Source organism: Odoribacter laneus YIT 12061, assembly GCF_000243215.1.
In the GTDB taxonomy this organism is placed as follows: domain Bacteria; phylum Bacteroidota; class Bacteroidia; order Bacteroidales; family Marinifilaceae; genus Culturomica; species Culturomica lanea.
On record NZ_JH594596.1, the window covers coordinates 1,962,908 to 1,986,138 of the forward strand.

17 protein-coding genes, 1 tRNA gene and 1 pseudogene are annotated in these 23,231 nt (G+C 47.1%); 2 read left to right on the forward strand and 17 right to left on the reverse strand.

The genetic code is table 11. The features are described 5' to 3' along the window. Positions 1-96 precede the first annotated feature (96 nt). Positions 97-711 (forward strand): sce7726 family protein, encoded by a 615-nt coding sequence (locus HMPREF9449_RS15880; RefSeq protein ID WP_009136789.1) that lies wholly within the window; start codon positions 97-99, stop codon positions 709-711. Here HMPREF9449_RS15880 and HMPREF9449_RS08195 read toward each other — a convergent pair. The 13 genes and pseudogenes from HMPREF9449_RS08195 to HMPREF9449_RS08255 form a co-directional block, all read right to left on the reverse strand. Next, positions 697-1,458 (reverse strand): beta family protein, encoded by a 762-nt coding sequence (locus tag HMPREF9449_RS08195; RefSeq protein WP_009136790.1) that lies wholly within the window; start codon positions 1,456-1,458, stop codon positions 697-699. The genes HMPREF9449_RS15880 and HMPREF9449_RS08195 overlap by 15 nt on opposite strands. 15 nt (positions 1,459-1,473) lie before the next feature. After that, a complete protein-coding gene (locus HMPREF9449_RS08200) occupies positions 1,474-1,806 on the reverse strand; it encodes a hypothetical protein (protein ID WP_009136791.1) in 333 nt (110 codons plus the stop codon). A gap of 2 nt (positions 1,807-1,808) precedes the next feature. Beyond that, a pseudogene (locus tag HMPREF9449_RS08205) lies at positions 1,809-2,853 on the reverse strand (PDDEXK nuclease domain-containing protein). Positions 2,854-2,930: 77 nt separating this feature from the next. Further along, positions 2,931-3,536 (reverse strand): RteC domain-containing protein, encoded by a 606-nt coding sequence (locus HMPREF9449_RS08210; protein WP_009136794.1) that lies wholly within the window; start codon positions 3,534-3,536, stop codon positions 2,931-2,933. A gap of 27 nt (positions 3,537-3,563) precedes the next feature. Continuing rightward, positions 3,564-4,871: a histidine kinase dimerization/phospho-acceptor domain-containing protein gene (locus HMPREF9449_RS08215; RefSeq protein ID WP_009136795.1), complete on the reverse strand. Its 1,308-nt coding sequence runs from the start codon at positions 4,869-4,871 to the stop codon at positions 3,564-3,566. A 6-nt stretch (positions 4,872-4,877) separates the two neighbouring features. Beyond that, positions 4,878-5,531 (reverse strand): peptide deformylase, encoded by a 654-nt coding sequence (def, locus tag HMPREF9449_RS08220; protein ID WP_009136796.1) that lies wholly within the window; start codon positions 5,529-5,531, stop codon positions 4,878-4,880. 245 nt (positions 5,532-5,776) lie between these two features. Continuing rightward, entirely contained in the window at positions 5,777-7,432 is a 1,656-nt protein-coding gene (locus tag HMPREF9449_RS08225) for a fimbrillin family protein (RefSeq protein WP_009136797.1), read from the reverse strand. 213 nt (positions 7,433-7,645) lie between these two features. Further along, complete coding sequence (locus tag HMPREF9449_RS08230; RefSeq protein ID WP_009136798.1) at positions 7,646-8,476, reverse strand: hypothetical protein; 831 nt, start codon at positions 8,474-8,476, stop codon at positions 7,646-7,648. 201 nt (positions 8,477-8,677) lie between these two features. After that, positions 8,678-9,484, reverse strand: a complete 807-nt coding sequence (locus HMPREF9449_RS08235) for a hypothetical protein (RefSeq protein ID WP_050810411.1) — start codon at positions 9,482-9,484, stop codon at positions 8,678-8,680. A gap of 142 nt (positions 9,485-9,626) precedes the next feature. After that, positions 9,627-10,541 carry a fimbrillin family protein gene (locus tag HMPREF9449_RS08240; RefSeq protein WP_009136800.1) on the reverse strand — a complete coding sequence of 305 codons (915 nt, stop codon included), beginning with the start codon at positions 10,539-10,541 and terminating at the stop codon, positions 9,627-9,629. Between the two features lie 37 nt (positions 10,542-10,578). Then, a complete protein-coding gene (locus HMPREF9449_RS08245) occupies positions 10,579-11,544 on the reverse strand; it encodes a fimbrillin family protein (RefSeq protein ID WP_009136801.1) in 966 nt (321 codons plus the stop codon). A gap of 46 nt (positions 11,545-11,590) precedes the next feature. Beyond that, positions 11,591-12,451, reverse strand: a complete 861-nt coding sequence (locus HMPREF9449_RS08250) for a FimB/Mfa2 family fimbrial subunit (protein ID WP_040611735.1) — start codon at positions 12,449-12,451, stop codon at positions 11,591-11,593. Positions 12,452-12,537: 86 nt separating this feature from the next. Further along, positions 12,538-13,734, reverse strand: coding sequence for a DUF3575 domain-containing protein (locus HMPREF9449_RS08255; protein ID WP_009136803.1), 1,197 nt, complete (start codon positions 13,732-13,734; stop codon positions 12,538-12,540). Positions 13,735-14,380: 646 nt separating this feature from the next. Here HMPREF9449_RS08255 and HMPREF9449_RS08260 point away from each other — a divergent pair. After that, positions 14,381-15,397, forward strand: a complete 1,017-nt coding sequence (locus HMPREF9449_RS08260) for a hypothetical protein (RefSeq protein ID WP_009136805.1) — start codon at positions 14,381-14,383, stop codon at positions 15,395-15,397. Between the two features lie 70 nt (positions 15,398-15,467). Here HMPREF9449_RS08260 and HMPREF9449_RS16245 read toward each other — a convergent pair whose 3' ends face one another. The 4 genes from HMPREF9449_RS16245 to HMPREF9449_RS08280 all read right to left on the reverse strand — a co-directional run bounded on the left by HMPREF9449_RS16245 (position 15,468) and on the right by HMPREF9449_RS08280 (position 23,230). Further along, complete coding sequence (locus tag HMPREF9449_RS16245) at positions 15,468-15,707, reverse strand: hypothetical protein (protein WP_009136806.1); 240 nt, start codon at positions 15,705-15,707, stop codon at positions 15,468-15,470. A gap of 299 nt (positions 15,708-16,006) precedes the next feature. Continuing rightward, a tRNA-Ser gene (locus HMPREF9449_RS08270) sits at positions 16,007-16,094 on the reverse strand. A gap of 97 nt (positions 16,095-16,191) precedes the next feature. Next, positions 16,192-18,546: a translocation and assembly module lipoprotein TamL gene (gene tamL, locus HMPREF9449_RS08275; protein WP_147640149.1), complete on the reverse strand. Its 2,355-nt coding sequence runs from the start codon at positions 18,544-18,546 to the stop codon at positions 16,192-16,194. Beyond that, positions 18,533-23,230: a translocation/assembly module TamB domain-containing protein gene (locus tag HMPREF9449_RS08280; RefSeq protein ID WP_009136808.1), complete on the reverse strand. Its 4,698-nt coding sequence runs from the start codon at positions 23,228-23,230 to the stop codon at positions 18,533-18,535. The genes tamL and HMPREF9449_RS08280 overlap by 14 nt, the downstream gene beginning before the upstream one ends. Position 23,231 lies beyond the last annotated feature (1 nt).

Genomic DNA, 23,231 nt, shown 5'->3' on the forward strand with positions numbered 1-23,231 from the left:
ATTTTTTTCTTATATTAACTGCAACCTCTTTTTCGTATTTTTGAAAAATAAATTTGTTCGAGATAGAATAGTAATATACAACTGACTGATTATGATATGATAATTGGAAAAATAGATCTACATCCAAATGAAAATATAATAAAAGCAGCATTAATCAATAACTATGCTCACATTAACAGCAAACCATTTGTTGTTTGCAGTGAATTAACGATTTCTGAAGAATCTAAGATTGTCGATTTAGTTTTTTGTAAAGATAATTTAAGCTACGCGTATGAAATCAAAGCATGGAATGATGATATGCGCAGATTACCAGCCCAATTAGATGCTTACTGTAAGTTATTTGATTATATATATGTAGCTACTACAGCTAATCATCTCGACCAACTACAACTTATACCAGACTTTGTTGGCATTGTCCTTTATTCAACAAAGACAAAGAAAATTGTATATAAACGACGGGCAAAAAAAAATCATTTAATAGACAAAAAAGAGCTTTTAATGTCCATTCCAATTTCATATATTCGGAATAATAGTCCATATTCTAAATATACCAGATCTGATAATGATTTGTTTTCCTTTTTTCAAGCACACAATCTATTCATAAAGCATACATCAAGTAAATGTCGCTGGACAAATAACGACCTTGAAACAATATTGCATTATGAAGATATTTTAATGAATACTAATTATATATCATTAGATTATAGATAATCTTTTTAATTGTTCAATAATAAAAATATTCATTCGGACAGACAACCAAAACGATGGAGTAGCTCCGGGTTTAAGCCCTGCTGCTGCACTTTTTATAGTTTGAACTCCCCAACAATCAATACCCTTGGGGAAGAGAGAATCTGATATGCACTTACTTGCAACATCGACGTAAACATCAGCATAATCTCTTTTTTCTCTTTTTTGGCGGTAATAATAAATTTGCTGTTGAGAAATTACAGGTACATCTATTCTTGGTGTCCATCCTCTACTATAATATGCTGCCTCATCATTACGCTTCGGAGTAATACTACCATAATCTGAATAGGATACATTTATATTCGTAATGGCACTAACAATTTGTTCATAGAGGGATATTTCTGAACATTTAATCTTCCCATTCATATTTCCGCTCAAACTGGTTACACTATCAGGAAAAGATGTACTGGTAAATATATACTCAACATTATGGATTGATTCTAATATTGCAGATATTTTACCCAAACAATCTATTGCTCTTGTTGTTGCTATTCTTATAAGCCCATCAACAATATAGCCCTGATCATAAAAGATAAATAGTTGGGTATTATCGTTTATATTATCTTTTATGATTTTTATTTCTTCCTCTATGATGTTTGCATCTATTGCTGGATATATTTTATATCCAATTTTATTATATTTTTCAGCGAAAGTTTTAATTTGCCTTATAAAATTCACATAACCTTCATCTTGATCATTAACAAGAAGCATAGGGGTAGCATTCGATTATTCGTTACCCTCCGTTTCTTTTTGCAGTTGGGCAATGACTGCCGCCACATTGTCCTGAAAGAATTGTCGCCATTGCTTGTCATTCTTCAACGTGATATGCCAATCTTCCTCCAATACGCCCATCGTTCGTTTACGGATTTCCACCAATTCGTTTTCCGTCGGGAACCTGCCGGAACACTCCCGATATTCCTGAATACACGAGCGGATATAATCCCGTAACGACATCTTTTCGTAGTTATCGAGACCGGCGAACCGCCTGCTTTCCGGGAAGACGGGCATATCATCTATGCCCGCGTCATCAAAGATATATTCGTCATCGTCATAGGGCATGGCTATATCTCCTCTTTTGGGGAATTATCGTGTTGCAGGCGGAAAAACTCTTTTTGCCGTGCTATTTCCTCGCGCAATTCCTCCTCCGTAGGCATATAGAGCATATATTTCGAGGCGAACAGCCGGTCGTTGTCGTGCAGCACGGAGTAGCGGGCGATGTCCTCGTCGGTTTCCGAACAAAGGACGATGCCGATAGTCGGGTTGTCGCCCTCGCCCCGTACCCGCTCGTCGTACATCCTGACATACATATCCATCTGCCCCACGTCTTAGTGCGTGATGGTCGTCGTTTTGAGGTCGATCAGCACGAACGATTTAAGAAACGAGGTCGATGAAGTAGTCCTTTTTCTCTGTGCGGATCAATTTCTGACGCGCCACGAACGAGAAGCCCTTACCCAATTCGAGCAGGAATTTTTGCAGGTTGCCGATGATGGCTCCCTCCAGCTCCGTTTCCGAAAAGTCGCTGTTCGGAGCAAGGCCGATGAACTCCGCGACGGTCGGGTTCTTGATGAACTCCATCCGGTCTTGCTCGAACGGTTTGGTCAGCGATTTCATCTCGGATTCGACCGTATCTTTATGCTGCGAGAGCAACAGCCGTTCGTAATACTGCGAACCGATATTGCGGTCGAGGGTACGGTAGCTCCACATCTGCTCGGCAGCCTCCTTCAGATACCATGCACGAGCATTGGTATTGGAAACCTGCATTAAACGCTTATAGTGAGACCACGTCAATATTCGCCACGGTGTAGCGAATATTTCAGGAAATGTCAGGTAGAATTGACGATAATAATAAAGTGAGCCTACGGAAAACCCTTTGCCGAACTCCGCCGTAAGCTCTTTCGAGAGCGACTTCAATAGCTGCGCACCGTAGTCGGCACGTTCCTTACCGAACTGCTCCTGCTCCACGATACGCTTGCCCATCTGCCAGTAGGCATCGACCATTGCCGAGTTGATGGCGGCGTATGCCTTTTGACGGGCTTGGGCTACGATTTGTTTGATCTCCAGAACAAAATCGGGATTATATAGCTTGACAGTATTCTCTTTTTTCATTGGCAACGAATGATTTATATGCAAAGGTAGAAAAATAAACGGAAGGATATGGATACTCCTTCCGTTTATTCACAGACTTATCGTCTGGCATTCTCTTTCGCGTCATCCCGCTGCATCCGCAGATTCAGACGCTCGCGCATCTTGTCGAGAAAGTACGTCCGGCTCTCGTTCTTGCGGCGTTTCATATCCAGATAGGCGTCGTAGCAATGTCTGTCTTTGATCTCCAGACCGAGCTGCGAGCCGAAGAAGGCCGCCAGCTCCTTGATTTTGTTCTGGACGTCATTGATGCAGCCCAGCTCGTCGAGGGCGTAGATGACCTCTATCAATTCGACAAGGCTGCCCGTCCAACGGAAAGAGCTTGTCGGGGGTGAATCGGTTTGCGGGGTGGATAGTGGTGGCACTTGGGATTTCAGGTTTTCCAGCATACGCCGGACGAGCGATAGAGCTTTTTTCAAATAGACGCTCTTGCTGTCCGCGTTGTCGGAAAAAGTATCATGGAGGCTTTGCAGCTCCGCTTCTGCATAGATCAACGAGAATAAAAGCCCGTGCGGGTTGTCCGCATGTACATAGGAATCGAATATCGCTTGCGAAAAATCGTCGTAGGCCGATCTTATATCGGCATCATCTGTATTTTGGCTGACGCAGCGGAAAAAGTTACCGCCCGTCAATATACGGTAGTCCATATTGTTCTGGGTTATCGAGTTTATACTTCATTGTTTCTTTCCCTTTGCGCAATGGGTTATATGAAACAGAAGGACAAAACCGAGACCTGAAAAGAATACGGGTACTGTATCTGAAATTAAAATATTGATATTCAGAAGAATATTTTTTTTGCACTGAAGTCCCTTGTCGTTGGCGGTATGGGTGAACCCCGCTGCGATACGTTCCAGCAGGCCGGAAAGCCGAAAAGGTATGTCATGGCGTGTTTCTTTCGCTTCGTTGAGCCGGTACACGTCCAGCAGGTTGTTCAGCAGGTGCAAGATATGTTTGCACAATACGCCGATATTGGCCAGATGTCCGTTGCGTTTTTTGCGGTCGCGCATATCCATCGCCAGTTCAGCGCTGCCATTGATGATACTCAACGGGGCGCGTATGTCATGGGAAATCGTCAGAATGATTTTCTTGCGCATATCCAGAAGGTCGCGGTTTTTATTTATGATTTCCTCCATTTGTTGCCTAAGTTTCGTGTCTCGCCTCAAATGCCGTTGAATAATCATAAAGGAGATAACCAGCAGGATGATGGCAGAGAAAATAAGTCCCGTGATGATGCGGGTGGAGCATCTGTGCGACTGCGCGATATTCTGTTCCCTATATTGGAATGCGGCTTGCATATGGTCGTTGATGCTTCCGAGCAGGGCGAACAGTTTCCGGTTCAGTTCCCTGTTGCGGGTGCGCAGGCTGTCGGTATAGTTGTCCATATTGCCTATCCGTTCCATTTGCAGGGCGAGTAACCGCTGGTTCAGCGCGTGGAGTTTATCGGGGGAAGGTGGCAATTCCACCGTCTTTTTCCCTCCGAACAACCTTGCTATGCCTGTTTTCTTTTGTACGACCGTCCGCGTCTGGGTAGCTTCTCTGGCAGCTTCGGGCAAATGGTTGACAAGCAGGCTGTCGGCCTCGTCCTGCCTATGGAACAGCAGCATAATCCGATGCAGGTGTTCTTCCTTGCTTGACAACAATCCCCGGAGCGTGTCTATCTGTGGATAATCGACCATATAACTGTTACCGCTTTGCAGGACTTGTAGCAGGTTATCCACTTTCAGCCGCCTCGTGCGGTAAGAATGATAATCCTCGATCTCCCATGCAATGACGCTTTCGCCAAGCGAGGCCAGCACCGTGATATTGCGGTGAATCTCGGATAACTCACACCGCACTTGGCGGATTTCCACGATGCCGGCCTCCAGCTCCCGGAGCCTCGCGCGTTCATGGAAAAGAATGGCGGCCATGCTACCGATGACCGCCATTAACATCAAATATCCAGAGAAAATCTTTACTTGCAGAGGTACACTTTTTATTTTCATTATTAACTATTTATCCACATTCTGTGCTTCCGGAACAGTGTTCCGGTTGTTCTCGTCCGGCAAGAGCAGGTCGGTAAAAAGACGCCCGTCGAGATGGTCTATTTCATGCTGGACGATGACTGCCGTAAATCCGTCGATGACCTCTTCACGCTTCTCAAAAGTCCGCCCATCCAGATAGCGTAATGTTACTTGCTTAGCACGCGACACGCAGCCCGACACATCCGGCAGCGAAAGGCAACCCTCCTCACCGGACTGCTGTTCTGCGGAGTAACGGATGATTTCGGGATTGACGAATACTTCGAACGGTTCGCCCTGCTTGTCGAAACGCTGCACGGCGACGATGCGCCGCAGGATGCCCACCTGCGGGGCGGCAATGCCTACGCCCTCGTTCTCCGGATTGCGCACGGTCGCCAGCATACACCCGACAAGCAGTCCATACTCCTCCGAAAAGAAAGCGGATTCAGGAAGCGGGCGGGAGACTTTACGCAACAGCAGTGAGTCTTCCCGGTCCTCCACCGTACAGAGCCGCATGATTTCCTCCGAACAGCCCGAATGTATAAGACGGGATTCTTCGGCTGTGAAGCCGTCTCTATTCCGGCAACCTGTGGCGGCAAACAGCACTATCACAGAAAGTGTAAATAATCGTTGTATCTTCATCATCCTACATGTTCGTATTCTGTTTCCGACCTCACTTTCCCGACTCGCCGACTTGAGGAGGTCGAGTCAGCGACTTGTGCGCCTCTTGTCGCTGACTCGGGAAAAGGAGGCTTTTTATCGTTTTACAAATCCGCCGGGACGGACTTTTGTTAATATTCTGCATCAGTTCCAAGAGAGTTTCCATTGAACTTAACTCCTTGCCACGATTGTAAGTTCTTATACCCACCCCACATCCGCCGAAACAGTCACTAATTAGCAGCATATGGGTGGAACGTGATGGTGCCGGTCGTGGCTTTGTTGGGGTCACCTCGGAGTTCCCAGAATCCATTGCCTATTGCCTGGGCCTTGGTAGTAGTCAGATTCTCCTTAAAATCGTCCACACTCTGTCCTTGCTTTAGCCAGATATTTATATTGCCGCATTTTGTGCCTGCGTTAGGACTTCCGGAAGTACCTATGACCGAGGCTTCTGCTTTGTACCCCTCCGAGTAGCCCGTTTTTGCCGTTATATCCGAATCACGAATCGTTATGTTCCTACAGACCGATGGTGAGTTAAAGTTACTTACACTCGCTCCGATAGCGGCGGTGTTATTCGGTTGGAGGGTTATATTCAACTTCGAGTTCTCTATGAGGATATCACCGCATGTTGCATTTTCACCTGCTCCGATTCCGGTGCTTATTGAAGTTATTATCAAGTTTATATTTTTTATGGTGATGTTGCCGCCGGCACTTTCGCCACTTTCGTTAAAGTTGGCACCTATTCCGCAAGCTAATGCTCCAGCCATATCAATCTTTAATGTGGTTTTGTCTTCGCCTTCTCCCTCTATCGTTACGCTCGCCCCGTCTTTGAGCTGTATTCCCGCTGCATACTCGACATTTCCCTCTATAGAGTTTGTTTCTTTAAAATACAGTGTCGGCTGCGTGTCTTTTCCGGATATGATAATTCCGGGAGCGTTCGCGATGCTGACATTGCTTAAGGTGACCTTGGGGCTGCCGCCCGTTATCTGGATTGAATTCGTGCCACTTCCTGTGATGGTATATTCGCCATTGTCTTTAATTTCTATCGGTTCAGCGGGAGTAAGCGCTTCGGGCTTCACATCAATCCCTATCTTGTGCCAATTTCCGGCTACGGGCGTGACACTTGTCGTAAGGTCTATCCAGTTGCCATCGTTTATTTTGAATTGTTTTATCTCATATCCCGGCACTACATTGGCTTCAAATGTTCCTTTAGCGGTTCTGCGCATTTTGATTTCGCCCGGTGTTGTACCCTGTACCGTGACTTGATTCACCGTACAGGAAGTATAGCTCTCTATGCTGACAGAGGTATCATCGCCTACCTCTTTTCCTGTCAGTACCACACGAATTTTGGCAAGGGCGTGGGAGAATTTCAAGTCTATGCTTTGACCGAAGTTGGCAGTGACCGGGGCGCTGTTTGTCAGTACATACGCCAATCCGTCTTTTTGGTCGGAGAGGGTTACGGTAGTAGTAGTTCCATCCCCGCTCGTATGATTGGGGGAAGTGTGCCATGCCTTAACTGTCTGACCATCCGCGTTAGAAGCCCAGTAAGCGGGCGAATCGCCATCGGCCACGGTCAGTTTTCCGCCTTGATAGGTGTACGTGCCGAGCGTGCCGCTACCTACCTGCACGTAAATCTTATCTCCGTCCTCCCACTTGCTGCTGTTTCCATCGGGATTCTCCGACACCCGTGTCTGTGGCGTAGGGCTTGTGCCCCACGGCTGTTCGCTGCTCTCTACGCTCATCGTTACCGAAGAGATTTCCAGCGGGTATTTGCCTTCGGGCAGGGTTGTGCTGCCCGATTCGTCGTCTTGCGTGCAGGCGGCGAACCCTGCGCAGACTATCATCGCTACTGCCAAGCTCCGTAACAGATGTTTTTTGCTTCTTTTCATATCTCGGTTGTTTTTTAATTGTTTTACTGTTTATTATTCTATGTGCCACCAGCGGCTGCGATGCCGCCCGCTACACCTTATGTCGTGTACCTCCGTGCTTACGCTTCATGCACGGGATGGCTGTTGTGCTTTAGTTTGAAATCTGCGATTTCACAATAAACGCTGCGCCTCGGAACAGCTCGGACAAGTTCGGCTCTTCATTCGGCTTGCAGTTTATTTATCGAGGATTAGCACATCCTTGAACTCGCCCTCCACTACCTGACCGGTGGCGGGGTCGTAGCTCTTGGAGTAGAGTACCGTCATGGTGTCGCCGTCAATGGTGACATTGGCCGTGGACGCCTCTTTCGGGGTCGATTCAAACCAGCGCATGTCGCCCGTGGTACAGTTCACCATCCAATACATCTCGGAGTCCTGATCCTTGTCGCCCGTACATGCATGGAATGTCGCAAAACCGTCTTCACGGTATTCGTGCCACGCCTCGTCGGGCTTGCCTGCGGCGGTCTCCACCCACTGCCCGTCCTTCTTCTCGTAGGTCTTGGACAATACCCATCTGCCGAGATAGTTCTCCACCGGGTGTTTCTCTCCGATGTCTATGCGGCGGAACAGCCAGTGCTGTTCTTCTCCGGCCGTGCCGTTTTCGGGGTTGGTGCCCGTTGTCATGGAGAAACCAAACTCATCGGCGGTCAGCCGGAGGACAGGACTCGGTACGCCTGAAATAGTGACCGTTACCGTCTCTTCGTCCGTCGTCCATGCGGAACTCTTCATGGCCATATACCCGCCGTCGAAGGTGCGGATGTGCTGAGCCGTGCCGTCTTCGCGGAGAAAGACACGCTCATAGATGTCGTCCGGAACGATGTATTCTTGCCACGTCCCGTCTTTTATGCCGGAACTTTCCGCCCAGCGCCACTTGCCGACAAGGTGTTCGGATAGGGGTTTGAGTATTGGAATGTCTTCGCCGCTGTCCTTGCAACTTGTCAGGAATGCGCCCGACAATACCGTAAGACCGAGGAGCAGCAGAATTGTTCTTGTCTTCATACGATTCATAAATATCTTTTTAAGTTCTCTAATTCTTGTTCTCTGTGCCACCGGCGGCTGCGATGCCGCCCGCTGCACCTTATATCGTGTACCTCCGCGCTTACGCCTCATGCACGGGGTGGCTGTTTTAGTTTGAAATCTGCGATTTCACAATAAACGCTGCGCCTCGGAACAGCTCGGACAAATCCGGCTCTTCGCTCGGCTTGCAGTTTATTTTTCGCGGACAAACACGTCCTTGAACTCGCCCTCTATCATCCCGCCCGTTGCCGGATCGAAGTTCTGCGAGTAGAACACCGTCATGGTGTCGCCGTCGAGGGCGACGGTAACGGTGTGGGACTCTTTCTTGGTCACGTCCCTGTACCAGACCATGGTACCGGTGTTGCAGTTCACGGCCCATAGCGACTTGAAACCCTGCTCCTTGTCGCCCGAACGGGCATAGGTCGTTACCGTGCCGTCCTCTTTGTACTCCGACCAACCCTCGTCGGGAACACCGTAGGTAATGGGCATCCAGTCGCCGTCCTGCTTTTGGTAGCTGCCGGTGAGCAGCCACTTGCCGAGGTATTGCTCCACGGGATGCTTGTCGCTCACGCGGCGGTATATCCAGCGGAAGCTGCCGTCCATGAGTCCGCCGGTGGCAGGGTCGATGGCCTTGTCGTAGGAGTTGCCGAACTCGTCTGCCGTGAGCCGCCATACCGGTGTGCTGAAGCCGCCCATCGTCACCGTGCAGGCCTTCTCGTCGGTTTTCCACTCGCCGCTCTTCATTTCGGTGAGTCCGTCCACGGCGGTGCGGATGTTCACTGCCTTGCCGTCGGCGCGGAAGTCGATGCGTTCCATCTTGCCTTCGGGGATGGGGTCTTCCACCCATTTGCCGTCCGTGAGGACGAAGTCCTGCGCACGCTGCCATGTGCCGATGAGGTGTTGCGCCAAGGGGCGCCGGATCTCCTCCTTGCAACCCGTGAGGCACGTTCCCACCAATGCTGCGAGGACAAAGAGCCATGTTGTCATTCTTGTCTTCATTATTCTTATTGTTTTATTAAATTTCACTTTGCTTGTTTTTGATTGTGCCACCGCCCCCTGCGAGAGGGGCAGTTACACCTTATAATATAGGCATATCTCCGTGCTTTACGCATGGCGCACGGGATGGCTGAGGGTGGGATTGTTACATGGTGGCATTACCGCTGCCGCTGCCTCCGTCACCCCATCCTGCAATCGTAGCGCCTTCTACATCAATTTCGGTCTTGTTTACCCTAATTTTAAAGGTGTAATTCATGCCGGAAGCCAATGCTTTCGCACTATTAGGCAGAGTAAGCGTAGTCTTGTAGGTCTGACCGCCTAATGTGAGAGACAAGTCGAATTTACCGTTTTCAACATCCTGCGGGAAGAGGATGAGCGACTTGGTGTATGTAGCGCTCTCTGTCTGAGTTTCCGTGATTTTCAATTCACTTACTGGTTCATCTGTTGCCTTTGCCTCACCGTTGGTTGTGTTGAATGTGCCTGTCATTGTTAGTTTGACAGTGAAATCTGTCATATTTTTCAAGTCGGTATCGTCTCCTTGTTGGAAAGTCAGTGTCACCATGCTCATGCAGTGCTGGAAACGGGCATCGGTATCCCCACTGGGTATGTTGTTCACGAACTTTACTGTTGGAGAAGTTTTGCTGGCTTTAGCACCTGTGGCAAACATATAGTCGATTTTCTTCTGGGCGATTGTTTCTTGGTCATTAGCCGTTATGGTCTTCTCAACAGTTTCTTTGTCTGCCACATAAGGATAGTATGCCTTAAACGTAACTTCCTCCAAGGTTTGGAAATAGATAGGAGAGTCACTTGTGAAATCTCCATCTCCATTAGCAGTGGTGTAAAGCACATTGGTGTAGTTCGTTTTGGTTGATTCGGCAGTAATACCAATCTGGTCACCTTTGTCCCAGCTTGTACCTGCCGCACGGGTCTGCACACCCTCAATACCTGCCGTAACTTGTGCTGCCACGGGACCATTGTTCACTCCGGGTTCATCATCGTTGCTGCAAGCGGTGAAAGCCAATGCAGCCAATGCGATGAAAAGATAATTCTTCTTGTTCATTGTCTTGAAATTTTTCGGGTTATTATTATTTATCTGTTTATTCCGCTTTGAAATCGCCGCCGTCAACATTTTCCCACTGAACAATTTCGCATCCGTCCACGGTGATCTTGGTCTTGTGGAGTGTCACGCTGAGGTTGTACTGGCGACCTTCCACCCATTTGTTTTCCGGGTTTTCGTCACCGGCTTTTTTGTTGGCTTCGGTGAAGTCAAGCTCTGCCTTGAAGGTCTGCTTGCCGGTAAGGTCGGCATGGACGGGGAGCTTTTTGTCAAACTTCTGTGGGAACATAATCAGCGTGTAGGTTACTGTCTGGGCTGTCTCGTCTACTACAACAGGAGCGTTGTAGTTTTCGTTATCGCTGTTGTTGGCAAAATTCCACATCACGGTTGTACCGGCATAGGTAGTAGTCTCACCGGTGGTGACATCAAACTTACCCGTATGCTCGAAGCCTTCCAATGTCATCACGGCAGCCTTCACTTCGTCAAGGCTCACGTCAGCACCTTTCTTGATGGTCAGCACCACCTTCGTCATCACATGGTTGAAGGAGAATGCCACATTGGGGGTTCCCTTGCTGCCGATGGCCTGCGACCAGAGGTAATCGAAACTCTTTTGGTCTGCCTGTCCCCATGTGTCGGTTTCAATAAAGGTCCCCTCCTTCAGTGCCTCTTCCCACGGGTAGTATGCCGTGAAGGTGACGGGTTCGTTATCCTGATAGTAGATCTCCTCTCCGGGAGTGACCACGGAGAAACTGCCGCTTTTGCCTCCGTTGGCCGTAAAGTATGCCACGTTGGTATATGTCTTGTCTCCTGTTTTGCCACTGATACCGATTTTGTCATTGTCATTCCACATCTGGTCGAAAGCACGGGTCTGTACCTGCCATCCGATAGAAGCGGAGAAGGTGGCACGGCTGCCGGTGTTGTCAATCATCGTCTCATTTTCATCGTTGGAGCAGGCTGCCAGCAGGACAATCGCGAGTGCTCCGAATACCATTCTTTTTGTTCTCATTTCTTTACGTTTAATTGTTTGTAATATTTTGGTATCTCTCTCTTGTTTAATGGGCATCGGTGTTCCCTCCGTCCGTCGGTTGCCATCCAACGATGGTGGCGGTGAAGCCTGCTTCGGTAGGTGTCTCCACGAGCGTGCCGCCGAGAATCATCCCTTCGGTCTTGCCGGTATTGAATCCCGAAAGGGCTTCCGTCAGGTCGCTGTCGAGGGCTACGGGCTTCGGGTTATCGTCAGCGAAACGGATAGAGCCTTTCAACCGCTGTTCCATGCCTGCAACACCGAGCAGCCGCACCGTTGCCGTCCATTTGCCTGCGTCCGCGCCCTCGGTTATCTTCCTGAAGGCAAGCTCCACATTAGCCGGGCTGCCGTGCATGCCGTCGGCAAAGTCCAATGCGCCTGCCGCTCCGGTCAGATAGGCATCTATGCCAACGATACGTACTGCGGCGTCGCCCTTCGGATCGATGACGATGGTCAGCTGCCGTACCTGCTGCATCATCGCGGCGGTGAAGGCATGCACGCGGTCTTTCTCTATCGTCACCTGCTGCATACTCGTATGCAGCCAGCCCGGAGCGTTATGGATGAATGCTCCTGCACCGTCCCAATTGCCCGAGGCGGAGGATACGGTGGCTGTCGTTCCGCTGACAGTGATATTGTCCGCATTACTCCATGCCGCGAGGGTGTACGTGTCCGGCTCGAAAAGGCGGTCGGATGCATGGACGGCTTCGGTCTCCTCGCCGGTGTAGTCGCCTATGCTTATTGTCCATCTTTCCGGTTCGGGAACATCCTCCCCGCGTGCCGTCCAGTCGGCAGTAACGGTGATCTTGCCGTGGTCGGGGTGCGGGGTGTTGAAAAGTTCGTCCTTCACGCAGGAGGTGAACGATGAAACCGCCGCAAAGATGGCCATCATGCCCCAGAGACGGAAATCTGTTTTACGAACTGCATTTATCTTTGACAAGCGTATATTTTCTGTCTTTTCCATATCTTCCTCCTTTCTTAAAATATCGTCCATACCAAGGTGACACCGGCTTGCGTCGGCCCCCACCAGTTCTTCGTCTCTTTGCCGCGCTTCACGCGCACGCCGTCGATGACGGTATATTTCTCGTAGTCGGCACGGACATAGCCCAAGCCCAAGGAGAAGTCGAGCGACAAGGCTCTGTTCAGTTTCAACTGGTAGCCTCCCGTGATACCGCCGCCCATCAGGTCGCCCTGCTTGCCGGTCTCGGAAAACTTGTAGTTGAATTGCCCCACCTTGTACATCGCGCCAATATAACCGCGCTTCTCCTTACCTATATAATAGCGCACTTCGGGGTTCACCTCCCACAGGGCGTAGCGGCGATCGCTGTCGTTCCATGTCCACGAAGTGTAGCTGCCGTTCACGGCGATACCCACATGGCGGTTGAAGCGCCACTCCACACCCAAATCGGGTGTAAGAGTCGCCCAACGCAAGAGGTTCGCACGCAGGGCGAAATGGTACGAGGTGGCTTTTGCCGTTTCTTCGGCTTGTAGGCGGGCTTGTTCCTCCGCTACCAGACGCTCTTTCTCGGTTTGTTCCGCTGCCAGACGTTCCGCCTCAGCTTGCTTGCGGGCAACCTGCTCTGCGGCGATACGATCACGTTCCGCCTGCTGACTTGCCTGCACTTCGGTTTTTGCTTTCTCTTCGGCGGCAAGGCGTTCACGCTCCGCCTCTCCGCTTATTTCCTTATTATAGGCTTCCACTTTGGCGGCTGCTTCCTCTCCGGCTATCTCGGATACTTTCCCCACAGAGGCAGGGAGAGTAACGATGACGATGTTACGCAGGGATTTTCCGTGCTCATCCGTGTAGGCCACATCGAAGGATTGGTCGGTAACGAAATGCGCCTCCTTTACCTTGCCGCGCACAATTAGTTCGGACTTCACACGGTTGCGGCGTGTTTTTGCCACTTGCGCCGCAGTCTGTTCTTCGTTGCCGTCCGTAGCGTAGCTTGTCACTAAAAGATACATCTGTCCTGCTTCGATGGCGGAGCGGTTCTCGTTTATGGCTGCAAGCAACCGCTCAAGTTCTTTTCCGTTACCGCTCCACGGCGTGAAGAACATGTCCTTGTCTGCCACAAAACGGAAAAGGTAGGTCGTGTCCGACCGCTCTTGTGCCGAAAGCGGAAGCCCTGCAACAGTCAGGAGCACCGCGAATAGTATTCGTTTGATTACTGTCATATTGAATTGAATTTATATTGACGGGTTAATGAAAATGCACATCGGCGGCGTATGCGGGCATGGCTACTACTACATGCTCCAGCATACACCGCCGACGGGTATGACGATACGCACCCCCGGTCGGTGAGGGTGGCGTATAAAGGTTCGGATAGTTTCGAGAAAACGAGAGATATTCCTTGCGAAAATATCTCTATAACTGATTGATTTTTAAGGAATAATTTGTATAATAACGCGCGTGGCGATGTGTGTGTGTGTGTGTGTGTGTGTGTGTGTGTGTGTGTGTGTGTGTGTGTGTGTGTGTTTACACGAATTTTACACATTTCCAAATAGTTGGCACACTTTTTTTGCGCATCGGATAAATTTTCTGCGGATATAAGGGTGGAATCATGAAACGATGGCGACGCAGAATTTCTCACTTCCGGTTCTACCTGTGAAATCCGGAAGCAATCGTTATTCATGTCTTCAAAATACGACAACAAACGACTTTTTGATATAACTGTATTGTTATATGGCATTCGTTTGAATGAATTATTTGCAAAATTAAGTAATTTTTCTATTATGGCAAAATAAAAATAACCCCTAAAATGCACTAAAACGAGATGTTTTTTCGTATTTTTGCACACTAAAATACACTAAAAACAGCCATTTGAACGAAAAAATGAAGTATAATTTACCCAAAGTACCCCGTTTGCTGCCATCCTCGCTCCTCGAAAGGGAGACCTCTTTCTTGGGAAAGCAGCAGCTTTATGTGTTCGTTTATTACACCATCGCCATACTGGTCGGGTTGGGCTTCAATCTAATAGGTGTAAGCGGCCCGCAGAAGGAATTCAACCTCGTTGTCAATTCGGGATACATCCTCGTGATCATCATGCTCTTTTCCGGATACCTGTTCCGTAAGATTACACTCTCCTTCGCCCTTTTCGGCATCATCATGGTCACGCAGATAGCCACGACCATGGAAATGATCAACTGCGCCCATACCCCCGACGAGTATCACCTGATGCTGATTGTCGGAAACACGGTATTGCTCGCGGTAAATATCCTTTTTTCTCTGATAGCCTATTTGGAATACACCCCGTATGTGCTTGGCGTGTTGAGCATGGGCACATATACCGCCTGCATGAAGATTACGGAAAACGGGGCGCTCAACAACTTTTTTATAATATTCCTTGTCATCTTTGCCGTCATCTGTGTTCTCGGAAGCCGTCTGGTACACAACATGCGCTCTTTAGACAAGGAAAACACGTCCTTAAAAAAGGACGAGGAGGAGTTTTTCGACCTGCTCGGACAGAATAAGGAACAGGTCAGGGCGTATTTTGAACTGGCACGGGCAAGGCAGGACTTCGACAAGACGAAAGCCCTGCTCGACATGGCAGGCGAGGATATGCGGCGTAACGTCATCGCCAACGTCAAGGAATATCTTCTCATGCAAGAGGCCGGTATGCTTGAAATGGAAACGCTCTTTCCGGAAATGTCTGCCTCGGAACGGGAGGTATGCCTGCTGATCCTGCAAGGGAAGCCTCTCAAAGACATCTGTTCGATACTCGGCAAGAAAGAGAGCAACATCACCTGCACGCGGACGCATATCCGCAAGAAGCTGAACCTGCAACCATCCGACAACCTTCTGAAAGCGTTGCAGGAAAGAGTAAAGGTGAAAAAGTAGAATCCGGAAAAAACGGGCAAAGAACTTTTCTTTGCCCGTTTGCCGGTACGGTATTCCACCTTTTTGCCCTTTACAGCCTGAATCCCTTGCCGGATGCGTTCTCCTCCATAGGTTTCGGCCTTACGATATGTACATGCTCACGGATGAAGTCTTCCGCATCCCCTTTGTCGGATAATTGCGTGTTCGGCATTCGCACTGTCGCTTCTTCGCACTTGTCAGAGGTCAAACGGATCATGATTCCCGACTTGCCTTCTTTGTTTACTTGATTCTTCCGAATGTAGAAAAGAATCTTAAATGTACTTTTGCTCATAATACCTCCTTTTTTTGCCTCTTTGCCGAGGGTAAAAACTTTTAGTGGCAAAGAAATGATTAATAATTGAGTTATGAGCAGACACTTTGAAGACAACAAACGACAAATCAGCGACTTATCCTAAAAATCGTTACTAAAATCAATCGTCCTTTTTCAGTAACGATTTAGTAACGGTACTCTGTCCAAACGGGGCTTTTTTGTGTCTTTCGGATGTCCGAGGAGAGAAATAAAAAATCCCGTAAAACCTTGATTTTACGGGATTTGTCATACTTTGACCCCTTTTTGTCTTTGGGGTTCTGCGGAGAGAAGGGGATTCGAACCCCTGATACCCTTTTGAGGTATACCCGCTTTCCAGGCGAGCCAGTTCAGCCACTCCTGCATCTCTCCAATACAGCGGGGCAAAGATAGGATAAAAAGGAAAAAATAAAAAATAAAAAAGGAAAAAACAGTGACCGAACTGGATTTTAATTTTACATCCGTACTTTTAAAAAGGATAACCGATGGCCAGATTGAGTACCAGTCCATCGTGAAAGTTATAACTCCGAATGTTAAAGTAGCCCGATTTTCCGGTGTTGTACGGAGCATGCAGAGCAACGCCCAAATCTGCTCGGATAACGATGTAGGTAATGTCGTAACGCAATCCGAAGCCCGTTCCCAAAGCGATTTCTTTCCAAAGTCCTTTTAGCCGGAATTCTCCTCCCGGTCTCTGTTCTTCTTTTCGCAACAACCAGACGTTTCCGGCATCCGCAAAGACTGCCCCGAGGAAACGTCCCGCTATTTTAAAGCGATAACCGATATTGGCCTCTAATTTGATGTCCCCGGTTTGGTCCAGATAAGCCGTAACGGACTTCCGGTCAGGATGGTAACTCCCGGGACCAATCGAACGAATCTGAAAAGCCCGTATGCTATTGGCCCCCCCGATATAGAATTGTTCGCTGTAAGGCATCACTTTTGCATTCCCGTATGCATAACCGATTCCTCCCATAAAACGCATGGCGATCTGCGAATTGTCGGACGTTTTTTTGTATTTAATGATCTCGGTCGTCAATTTTAAAAATTGAGAATAACGATTTCCCAAGATTTTCCGCCCTTCTCCGGTCTTTCCGAATAAGGCCTGTACCCCTGAAATAATATTACCCGCCTGGGTAAGAGAAGTCTGCCAAAAAATTCGGTTCGGATTACGGTAGGTCGCCGCCCGGTCGAAAGTATACGTATAGGACATCGAAGGGATAAACTGATTTTTAAAACTCAAGGCGATAGCCGGGTTATTATTCAAAGTGGAATCAAACTCATGGGAAGTCCGTAGCAAATGTGTATAACTCAATTTGAAGGGTACGACCGAATGGTAATTCCGACGAGAAGAATTAAAATCGTAAGTTGCACTTCCCCAGAAAGAAATCATCCGGAAATAGCTATGTCGATTCAAAAAATCCGTACCGATCTGAAAGTTGGTACGTTCCTGCCGGTCTTTTGTGGTTTTCATAAATTTCGGGACCAATAAACGCGGAACCGACAAATTCAAATTGATTCCCAGTTCGTAGGAATTTACCAAACCAGACCGTCCTTTTGTCGTCTTCTCGCCTCCGATCTGCCACTCATAAGCTCCATTCAACTTTAAAGAAAAAGTCTCTGCCCGCTTAAACATATTTTTATTATTCAAACTCAGTGTCAATCCCGGTCCCAACAAATTATTGGATTTAGAAGCCAGATCCAGTTCGATCTCCGTTTCAATCGGCAAGGCATAATCCGCATAGATATTATAATTCAACAACCTGCTGCCAGCGGAATCTACCGGTTCTATGGTCAGGTTGACGAATTTAAATACCCCCAATTGTACAAACTCCCGTTGAGTACGGCTTTGACGCCAGGCTGTATAGAGCTGTTCCGGGCGTACATTGACAGCCTGGGCTACTATTTTCGGCTTTAACGTCTGCGGAGGCGCATAATCTAAACGAAGGCCGTTGTAAAATATTGTATCCCGACTGGCCTCACTGCCATTTCCGCTAAGGGAAATATGTACATCTTTAATACGATACGGATAAAAAGCAGAAGAAGGGATCCCTTGTTTTAAGCCGATCCGGACATCGGCAATCCCATGTTGCCGGGTGGTATCTGCTAAAAATTCAATATAAGAAGGCTGGAAGTAATAATAACCTCTGTTCCGCAACAAGCCGGATATTCGCTGCCGCTCCTGTTCCATAATATTAATATCATATTGTTGTCCGGTCTTCAGCAAACTAAAACGCATAGAACGCCTGACAATCGTATCCATTTCTCCCGTCCATCCCCATAATTCCACTGTCCCGTATCGAAAAGGCTGAGGTAATTTTACCCAATAACTGACCCGCGCTTTTTTCGGATTTCGTCTATGGGGAATAATTTCATAACGGGATTCTACGCCAAAAAAGCCGAAATCCTTCATATTATTTTCGACCATATTTAACCTCAATTCTGGCTGTACATCTGAAATCAAAACAGGTTTCTTAGCCAATTTCCGATACAACCACCACTTGAAGCCTTTTTCTTTTTTTATATTCCAGTTGTATACCCATAATCCTATGGGGAAAGGGCTCCGCACATAAGGAGAAAACAAGGGATTATTGGGAGGATAAGACAAGGGTGTCGTCAAAGCCGATTTCTCCGGTCCCTCCAATTTCAATTTTTTAGGTGTTTCTATTTTCATTTTTTTTACGCCGGTATACAGAATTTCCCCCTCCTTCAATTTCTTCGTTGTAGAACACGCAGCCAGAATGAATATGAAAAAAAGAAAAAAGAAAATATTACGTCCTGCCTGCAACAGTCGTTCCTTGCCGTCCGGATGTATTTTACATTTCACCATCATGCTTATTTTTACGTTGGTTATCCCGTATAATCCGCTTTGATTTCCGGATAAAGAGATCCTTTATTTTCCGGAAACTCTTTCGCAAAACAATACCGAAACCGGTTTGCGTCACCTCTCCTTCCAATACACTCTCGTAATTGGTATGCCGGAAAATCTTCAAAAACCAATTCCGGTTTTTACTAAACATATATTCAATGGCAATATCGTCCACCAGATTCTGTTCCATACCCGTCGCCGGATCGTTATCTGTCGTCACCCGTCCCCCAATTTTTACATTGATTTTATCATTGAATAACTGTTTTGAAAATTGGTAGGAAACATCTGTCTTTTTCACTTCCTGTCCGCCGGCACCTATCTGATTATAACTATCAATACCGAAAGTAAGTCCGGCATTTTTCAAATATTTACGACTCCACTGATTCAATTCTTTTTCGACAAAATTATTTAAGGTATTATTGGCACTGTTGCCGGTATTTACGGTTCCCGGACCGGAATAAGTGCCATAAATCAGTAAATTCATCGCTTGTTTTGTCCGTTCCTCTGCAGAAAAAGCAGCCAATTGGGTCTGAATAGCCTGATCGTTCGGGGCTGAGAGATCAAAAGTGATCTGGGGTTGGTTTAAATTTCCTTCTATTCGGATAATGGCATCAAAATTGACGAGCCGGGAACTCTGATTATCCTCAGAAACACTCACTTTTACCGATTCGCTGGCCGTTATATACAAGGAAGGATTTTCCAAAGGACCTGTCCATTCGACATAACTACCACTTCGAATATTAAAATTTTTTTCCCCCACCACCGGGATAGCATAACGAACCATTCCCCCACTCAAGGTATATTTCCCAACCAGATTGTTTCCTCCTTCCGGGTTCATAGAATAGATCAGATTTCCTCCTCCCTGTATAGCCACTTGATTATCACCGTCTTCGGACAAATTGATAACGACATTTACTGCACTGCCGATCTCAATAAATAATTTCATCATAAAGCTACTGTTATTGACCCGATTGGTCAAAAGATCTTTTTGCAATAATGTCGTATCCCGGAAAGAAACAAAACGCACCAATTCTATACTCCGGTCTTTCAACTGAGGGGTAGAGCTTTTTATTACATAATTGATAGACGTATTGTTCAATAAGTTTATGCCTCCCGTCAGGTTCAAAGCCGTAAAAGGTCCCTTCAAACTAACTCCGACATCTGCATAAGCCTTTCCATACAGTAGGGATACCGGATTTTTCTTCACATTTACCACCTGAAAATTAGTGGCTTTAAAGTTCATATCCATCCGCATATCAGAAAAAGGGGTCAGCGTCAGTTCTCCATTCACCAATAAAGCCTGCCGATTGGGGGCTGTAAAAGCAAAATTGCGAAACGACAACTTTCCATCCCTTATCGGTATCAAAGTAGAATCCAAGCCGAAAGCAGTCCCCAGCATCACGGCTTCCGCCTGCCCATTCTGAAAAGCAAGTCCACCGTTTAACTGAGGCCGATCCAAAGTTCCCCGCAACTCCACCTTTCCATTCAAATCCCCGCTTAATTTTACGACATCTGCCGGTACAAAAGCATTTACAAGATAAAGCGGCAGAGAAGGAATACTCAGGTCTATTTCTACATCCCGGTTTTGTTCAGAAGTTGAAAACTTTCCTTTTGCAATTACCCGTTGTATCTCATCCAGATAAAGGCTAAAATTGACAGCATGATTGGTAAAGCGATTGGCTGCATCATAAAAAACATTTAATCCGACATCTCCTATCCGTTGCTTCTGATAATAAAAATCTCCAATAGACAAATCTCCGTCTGCAATGACATGATCCTCCAAGGAATAAAACAATAAATCCGTATTCAGTTTTCCACTTAAATCCGGTATAAAAGGAATGACTTTCGTAAGGGCAGCCAGATCAATCCCGTTAATCTCGATCTGTAATCTTTCTTTTTCTGCTCCCCTATCTTCCAACGACTGTATGCTCACTAATTTTTCCTGATAGACGATCCGTAAATCGGCTGTAATCCGCCCGCCGGGACCGATTATGATCCGGTTACCGGCATTGATCATCCAAGAAGTATAGCCCAATACCGGATTTTCCGGAAATAAGCTAATGACATAAGAACTATCCCGCAAGATCAAATCAGCCCCGATATGCACTCCGGTTTGGTTTTGCTTATTCTTTTGGCAAATCTCCACTTCTACCCGGTCCTGACGAATATAACCGGACGCCTGTACATTGTATAAATCTTTTACAATCCCCTGAGGATTCAAAGCCTGCAGACGATATGTCAGTTGCTCGCCTCGCTGGTCGATATTTAAAACAATCGAATCCAATTCCACTTTATCCAACACAGGATGTAAAATACCCGATTTCAGATGAAATCCTTCCGCCGGCGTAGAAGAAACGGCTAAAGCAATCTCTTTAAAAAGAATCCCCTTCGATTGCAGGTATTTCCCCATCACATTTTCAGTACTCCCGTTTATCTTCAAACGGAAAAAAGGTAACAAAGCCTGTATTTTCACCATGTCAAATTCCCGCTGCTGGATCTGTTGCTTTACTTCTGCAGCAACAGCGGCAAACATAGGTGGCAATTGAGTAATCAGGGTATCTGCACGGAAAGTCATATGAAAATCTCCCGACACCAAATCGACATGGGTCTCCCGCCGATCGCTAAGCAGGTGCAACAGCAGCCCGCCCAAATTATAAAATCCCCGTCCATCGTCTATGCGTACCTGATCGAGCCCGACATTCAGCAGATAACTATCCTCTTTTTCTATAGCCGCATCTGCTTTGACCTTCATCGACAGCGAAAAGTCATCCTGAAACAGATTCAATTCCTTCAAATTCACCATTCCGACTTCTCCCTCCAAACCCAATACATATCGTTTGTCCAGAGAATCTGCCTGAAAAGCAAGCTGCAATATCAAATCAGGATCTTCACTTTTCAATTCACCTTTCCACTTCATCCGATCGACCCCGGCAATCAATTGAATATCCCGATAAGCATGTCTTTTATAAGTTAACTGTCCAATCTCCACGGACAGCCGACTTTCAGCTTCCTTCAGCTCGATGCCTTTTCCTACGAGCCGGATATCTGCCGTAAGAATTCCCAGCGAATCTGCGGGTAAAAACGGAGCTACATCAAAACGATCTGCCTGCAGGTGCAAATCATAAGTGAGGGCGGGAATAGAGTAATTTCCGGCGACGACCAGACAACCGGCATTCCGGCATATTTCGATATGCGGGGACAATTCGCCTCTTAAAGCGGAAACCTCCATATCAAGTTGTATATCCGGAGGTATTTCAAAGTTCCCGCCGGTCATATGTTTGACAAAAGCAATATCCTTTAATTCCCCTTTCAGTATAAAATTCCCGCTTATATTCTGCAAATCCCGAATGGAAGAAAATTGTCCTTTCCCCTGTAAATCGAAAAAACCGGCCATAGAAGTCCTCAAACGTTTCAGATCGATACGATTTTCGGAATAAGCAAATTCAGTCTGAATACTCAGTTTTTTCCCCACTAATTCAGGGGGCAAGTCTTTCCATAACAAGCGAATATCTTCCATGCCCACAGAAGCGTCCAACTTCACCTTTAAAGGAGACTGGCGAATAATCCCGGAAAGAGGTGCTTCAGAAAAAGCATTTAACCGAAGGGAACTGTAGGGAGTACGAACGTACACATTCCCGGCTTCCGTATAAGCCGGCTCCAAATCGACCCGGGCCTGCATTTGTTCTATCCGTCCCCCTTCTTTCCGAATCACCTGTAACTGCTTTAAATCCGCCCTCACCACGGAACCCCGATTATAGACACTATCTATCTGGATACCGATATTGGATAAATTGAGCTCAAAATGCTGACCGGAACTTTCTAAAAGGGTAAAAGCATAATTTTTCACCTCTACCCGAGCGGCTTTCACTGTCCACAGGGAAGTTGTATCCGTAAGCTCCTCGGCTACAGTCTCCGGAACGGTTTCAGAAGCCGCTGTTTGAATACGGCATTCTCCTTCTGCAACCGCTACAGTCTGTACATCTATTTCCTGCTTTCCAATATCTACCTCTCCCTTGCTGATCATTCCCCGTTCCAAACGAGCAGACAATAAAGGCAGGGTCGGAGTTTCCATATTGTAGCTGATCTGAGAAAGTTCCAATCCTTCCAAATAGAATTTCCAATCAAAAGGTGTAGCAGCAGTTGTATCCTTCTCCTCATTCCCCTTTCCTCCTCTCAAAAAAATATCTCCTGTTGCAACCCTCAATTCCCGGACATTTATTTCCTTATTTTTCAGGTCCATCCGGTCTGCCTTTAATTCTAGTGTATCCAAACCGACAGACAGTTCCATGCCGGTTGTATCATTTTGCAGACGGAACTTCACCCGGTTCAATGCCAATTCTTTTACAGCCAATTCTTTCCGGAAAATCCGCTTTAATCCCACATCCAGATGAAGCTTCCCGATATAAGCAAAAGTATCCCTTACTGTTTTTCCGACATATACTTCTTCCAGTGTCAAGTCCAAAGGAAATTTTAACGCCAGGTTCCCCACCTGGACCTGCATATCCAGTTTCTTTGCCGCATAGGTTATCGCCTTATTTTTTACAAACCGCTGTACAGGAGGTAAGTAAAGCAATATCACCCCTAAGCCAACTAACAGGATAACTCCCAAAAGAATACGGAATATATATTTAAATACTTTTCTCATA

Excerpts from the sequence above, each read along its gene's own strand:
- HMPREF9449_RS15880 (WP_009136789.1), top strand. The coding sequence starts at position 97 with ATGATAATTGGAAAAATAGATCTACATCCAAATGAAAATATAATAAAA.
- HMPREF9449_RS08195 (WP_009136790.1), bottom strand. The coding sequence starts at position 1,458 with ATGCTTCTTGTTAATGATCAAGATGAAGGTTATGTGAATTTTATAAGG.
- HMPREF9449_RS08200 (WP_009136791.1), bottom strand. The coding sequence starts at position 1,806 with ATGCCCTATGACGATGACGAATATATCTTTGATGACGCGGGCATAGAT.
- HMPREF9449_RS08210 (WP_009136794.1), bottom strand. The coding sequence starts at position 3,536 with ATGGACTACCGTATATTGACGGGCGGTAACTTTTTCCGCTGCGTCAGC.
- HMPREF9449_RS08215 (WP_009136795.1), bottom strand. The coding sequence starts at position 4,871 with ATGAAAATAAAAAGTGTACCTCTGCAAGTAAAGATTTTCTCTGGATAT.
- def (WP_009136796.1), bottom strand. The coding sequence starts at position 5,531 with ATGATGAAGATACAACGATTATTTACACTTTCTGTGATAGTGCTGTTT.
- HMPREF9449_RS08225 (WP_009136797.1), bottom strand. The coding sequence starts at position 7,432 with ATGAAAAGAAGCAAAAAACATCTGTTACGGAGCTTGGCAGTAGCGATG.
- HMPREF9449_RS08230 (WP_009136798.1), bottom strand. The coding sequence starts at position 8,476 with ATGAATCGTATGAAGACAAGAACAATTCTGCTGCTCCTCGGTCTTACG.
- HMPREF9449_RS08235 (WP_050810411.1), bottom strand. The coding sequence starts at position 9,484 with ATGAAGACAAGAATGACAACATGGCTCTTTGTCCTCGCAGCATTGGTG.
- HMPREF9449_RS08240 (WP_009136800.1), bottom strand. The coding sequence starts at position 10,541 with ATGAACAAGAAGAATTATCTTTTCATCGCATTGGCTGCATTGGCTTTC.
- HMPREF9449_RS08245 (WP_009136801.1), bottom strand. The coding sequence starts at position 11,544 with ATGAGAACAAAAAGAATGGTATTCGGAGCACTCGCGATTGTCCTGCTG.
- HMPREF9449_RS08250 (WP_040611735.1), bottom strand. The coding sequence starts at position 12,451 with ATGATGGCCATCTTTGCGGCGGTTTCATCGTTCACCTCCTGCGTGAAG.
- HMPREF9449_RS08255 (WP_009136803.1), bottom strand. The coding sequence starts at position 13,734 with ATGACAGTAATCAAACGAATACTATTCGCGGTGCTCCTGACTGTTGCA.
- HMPREF9449_RS16245 (WP_009136806.1), bottom strand. The coding sequence starts at position 15,707 with ATGAGCAAAAGTACATTTAAGATTCTTTTCTACATTCGGAAGAATCAA.
- tamL (WP_147640149.1), bottom strand. The coding sequence starts at position 18,546 with ATGGTGAAATGTAAAATACATCCGGACGGCAAGGAACGACTGTTGCAG.
- HMPREF9449_RS08280 (WP_009136808.1), bottom strand. The coding sequence starts at position 23,230 with ATGAGAAAAGTATTTAAATATATATTCCGTATTCTTTTGGGAGTTATC.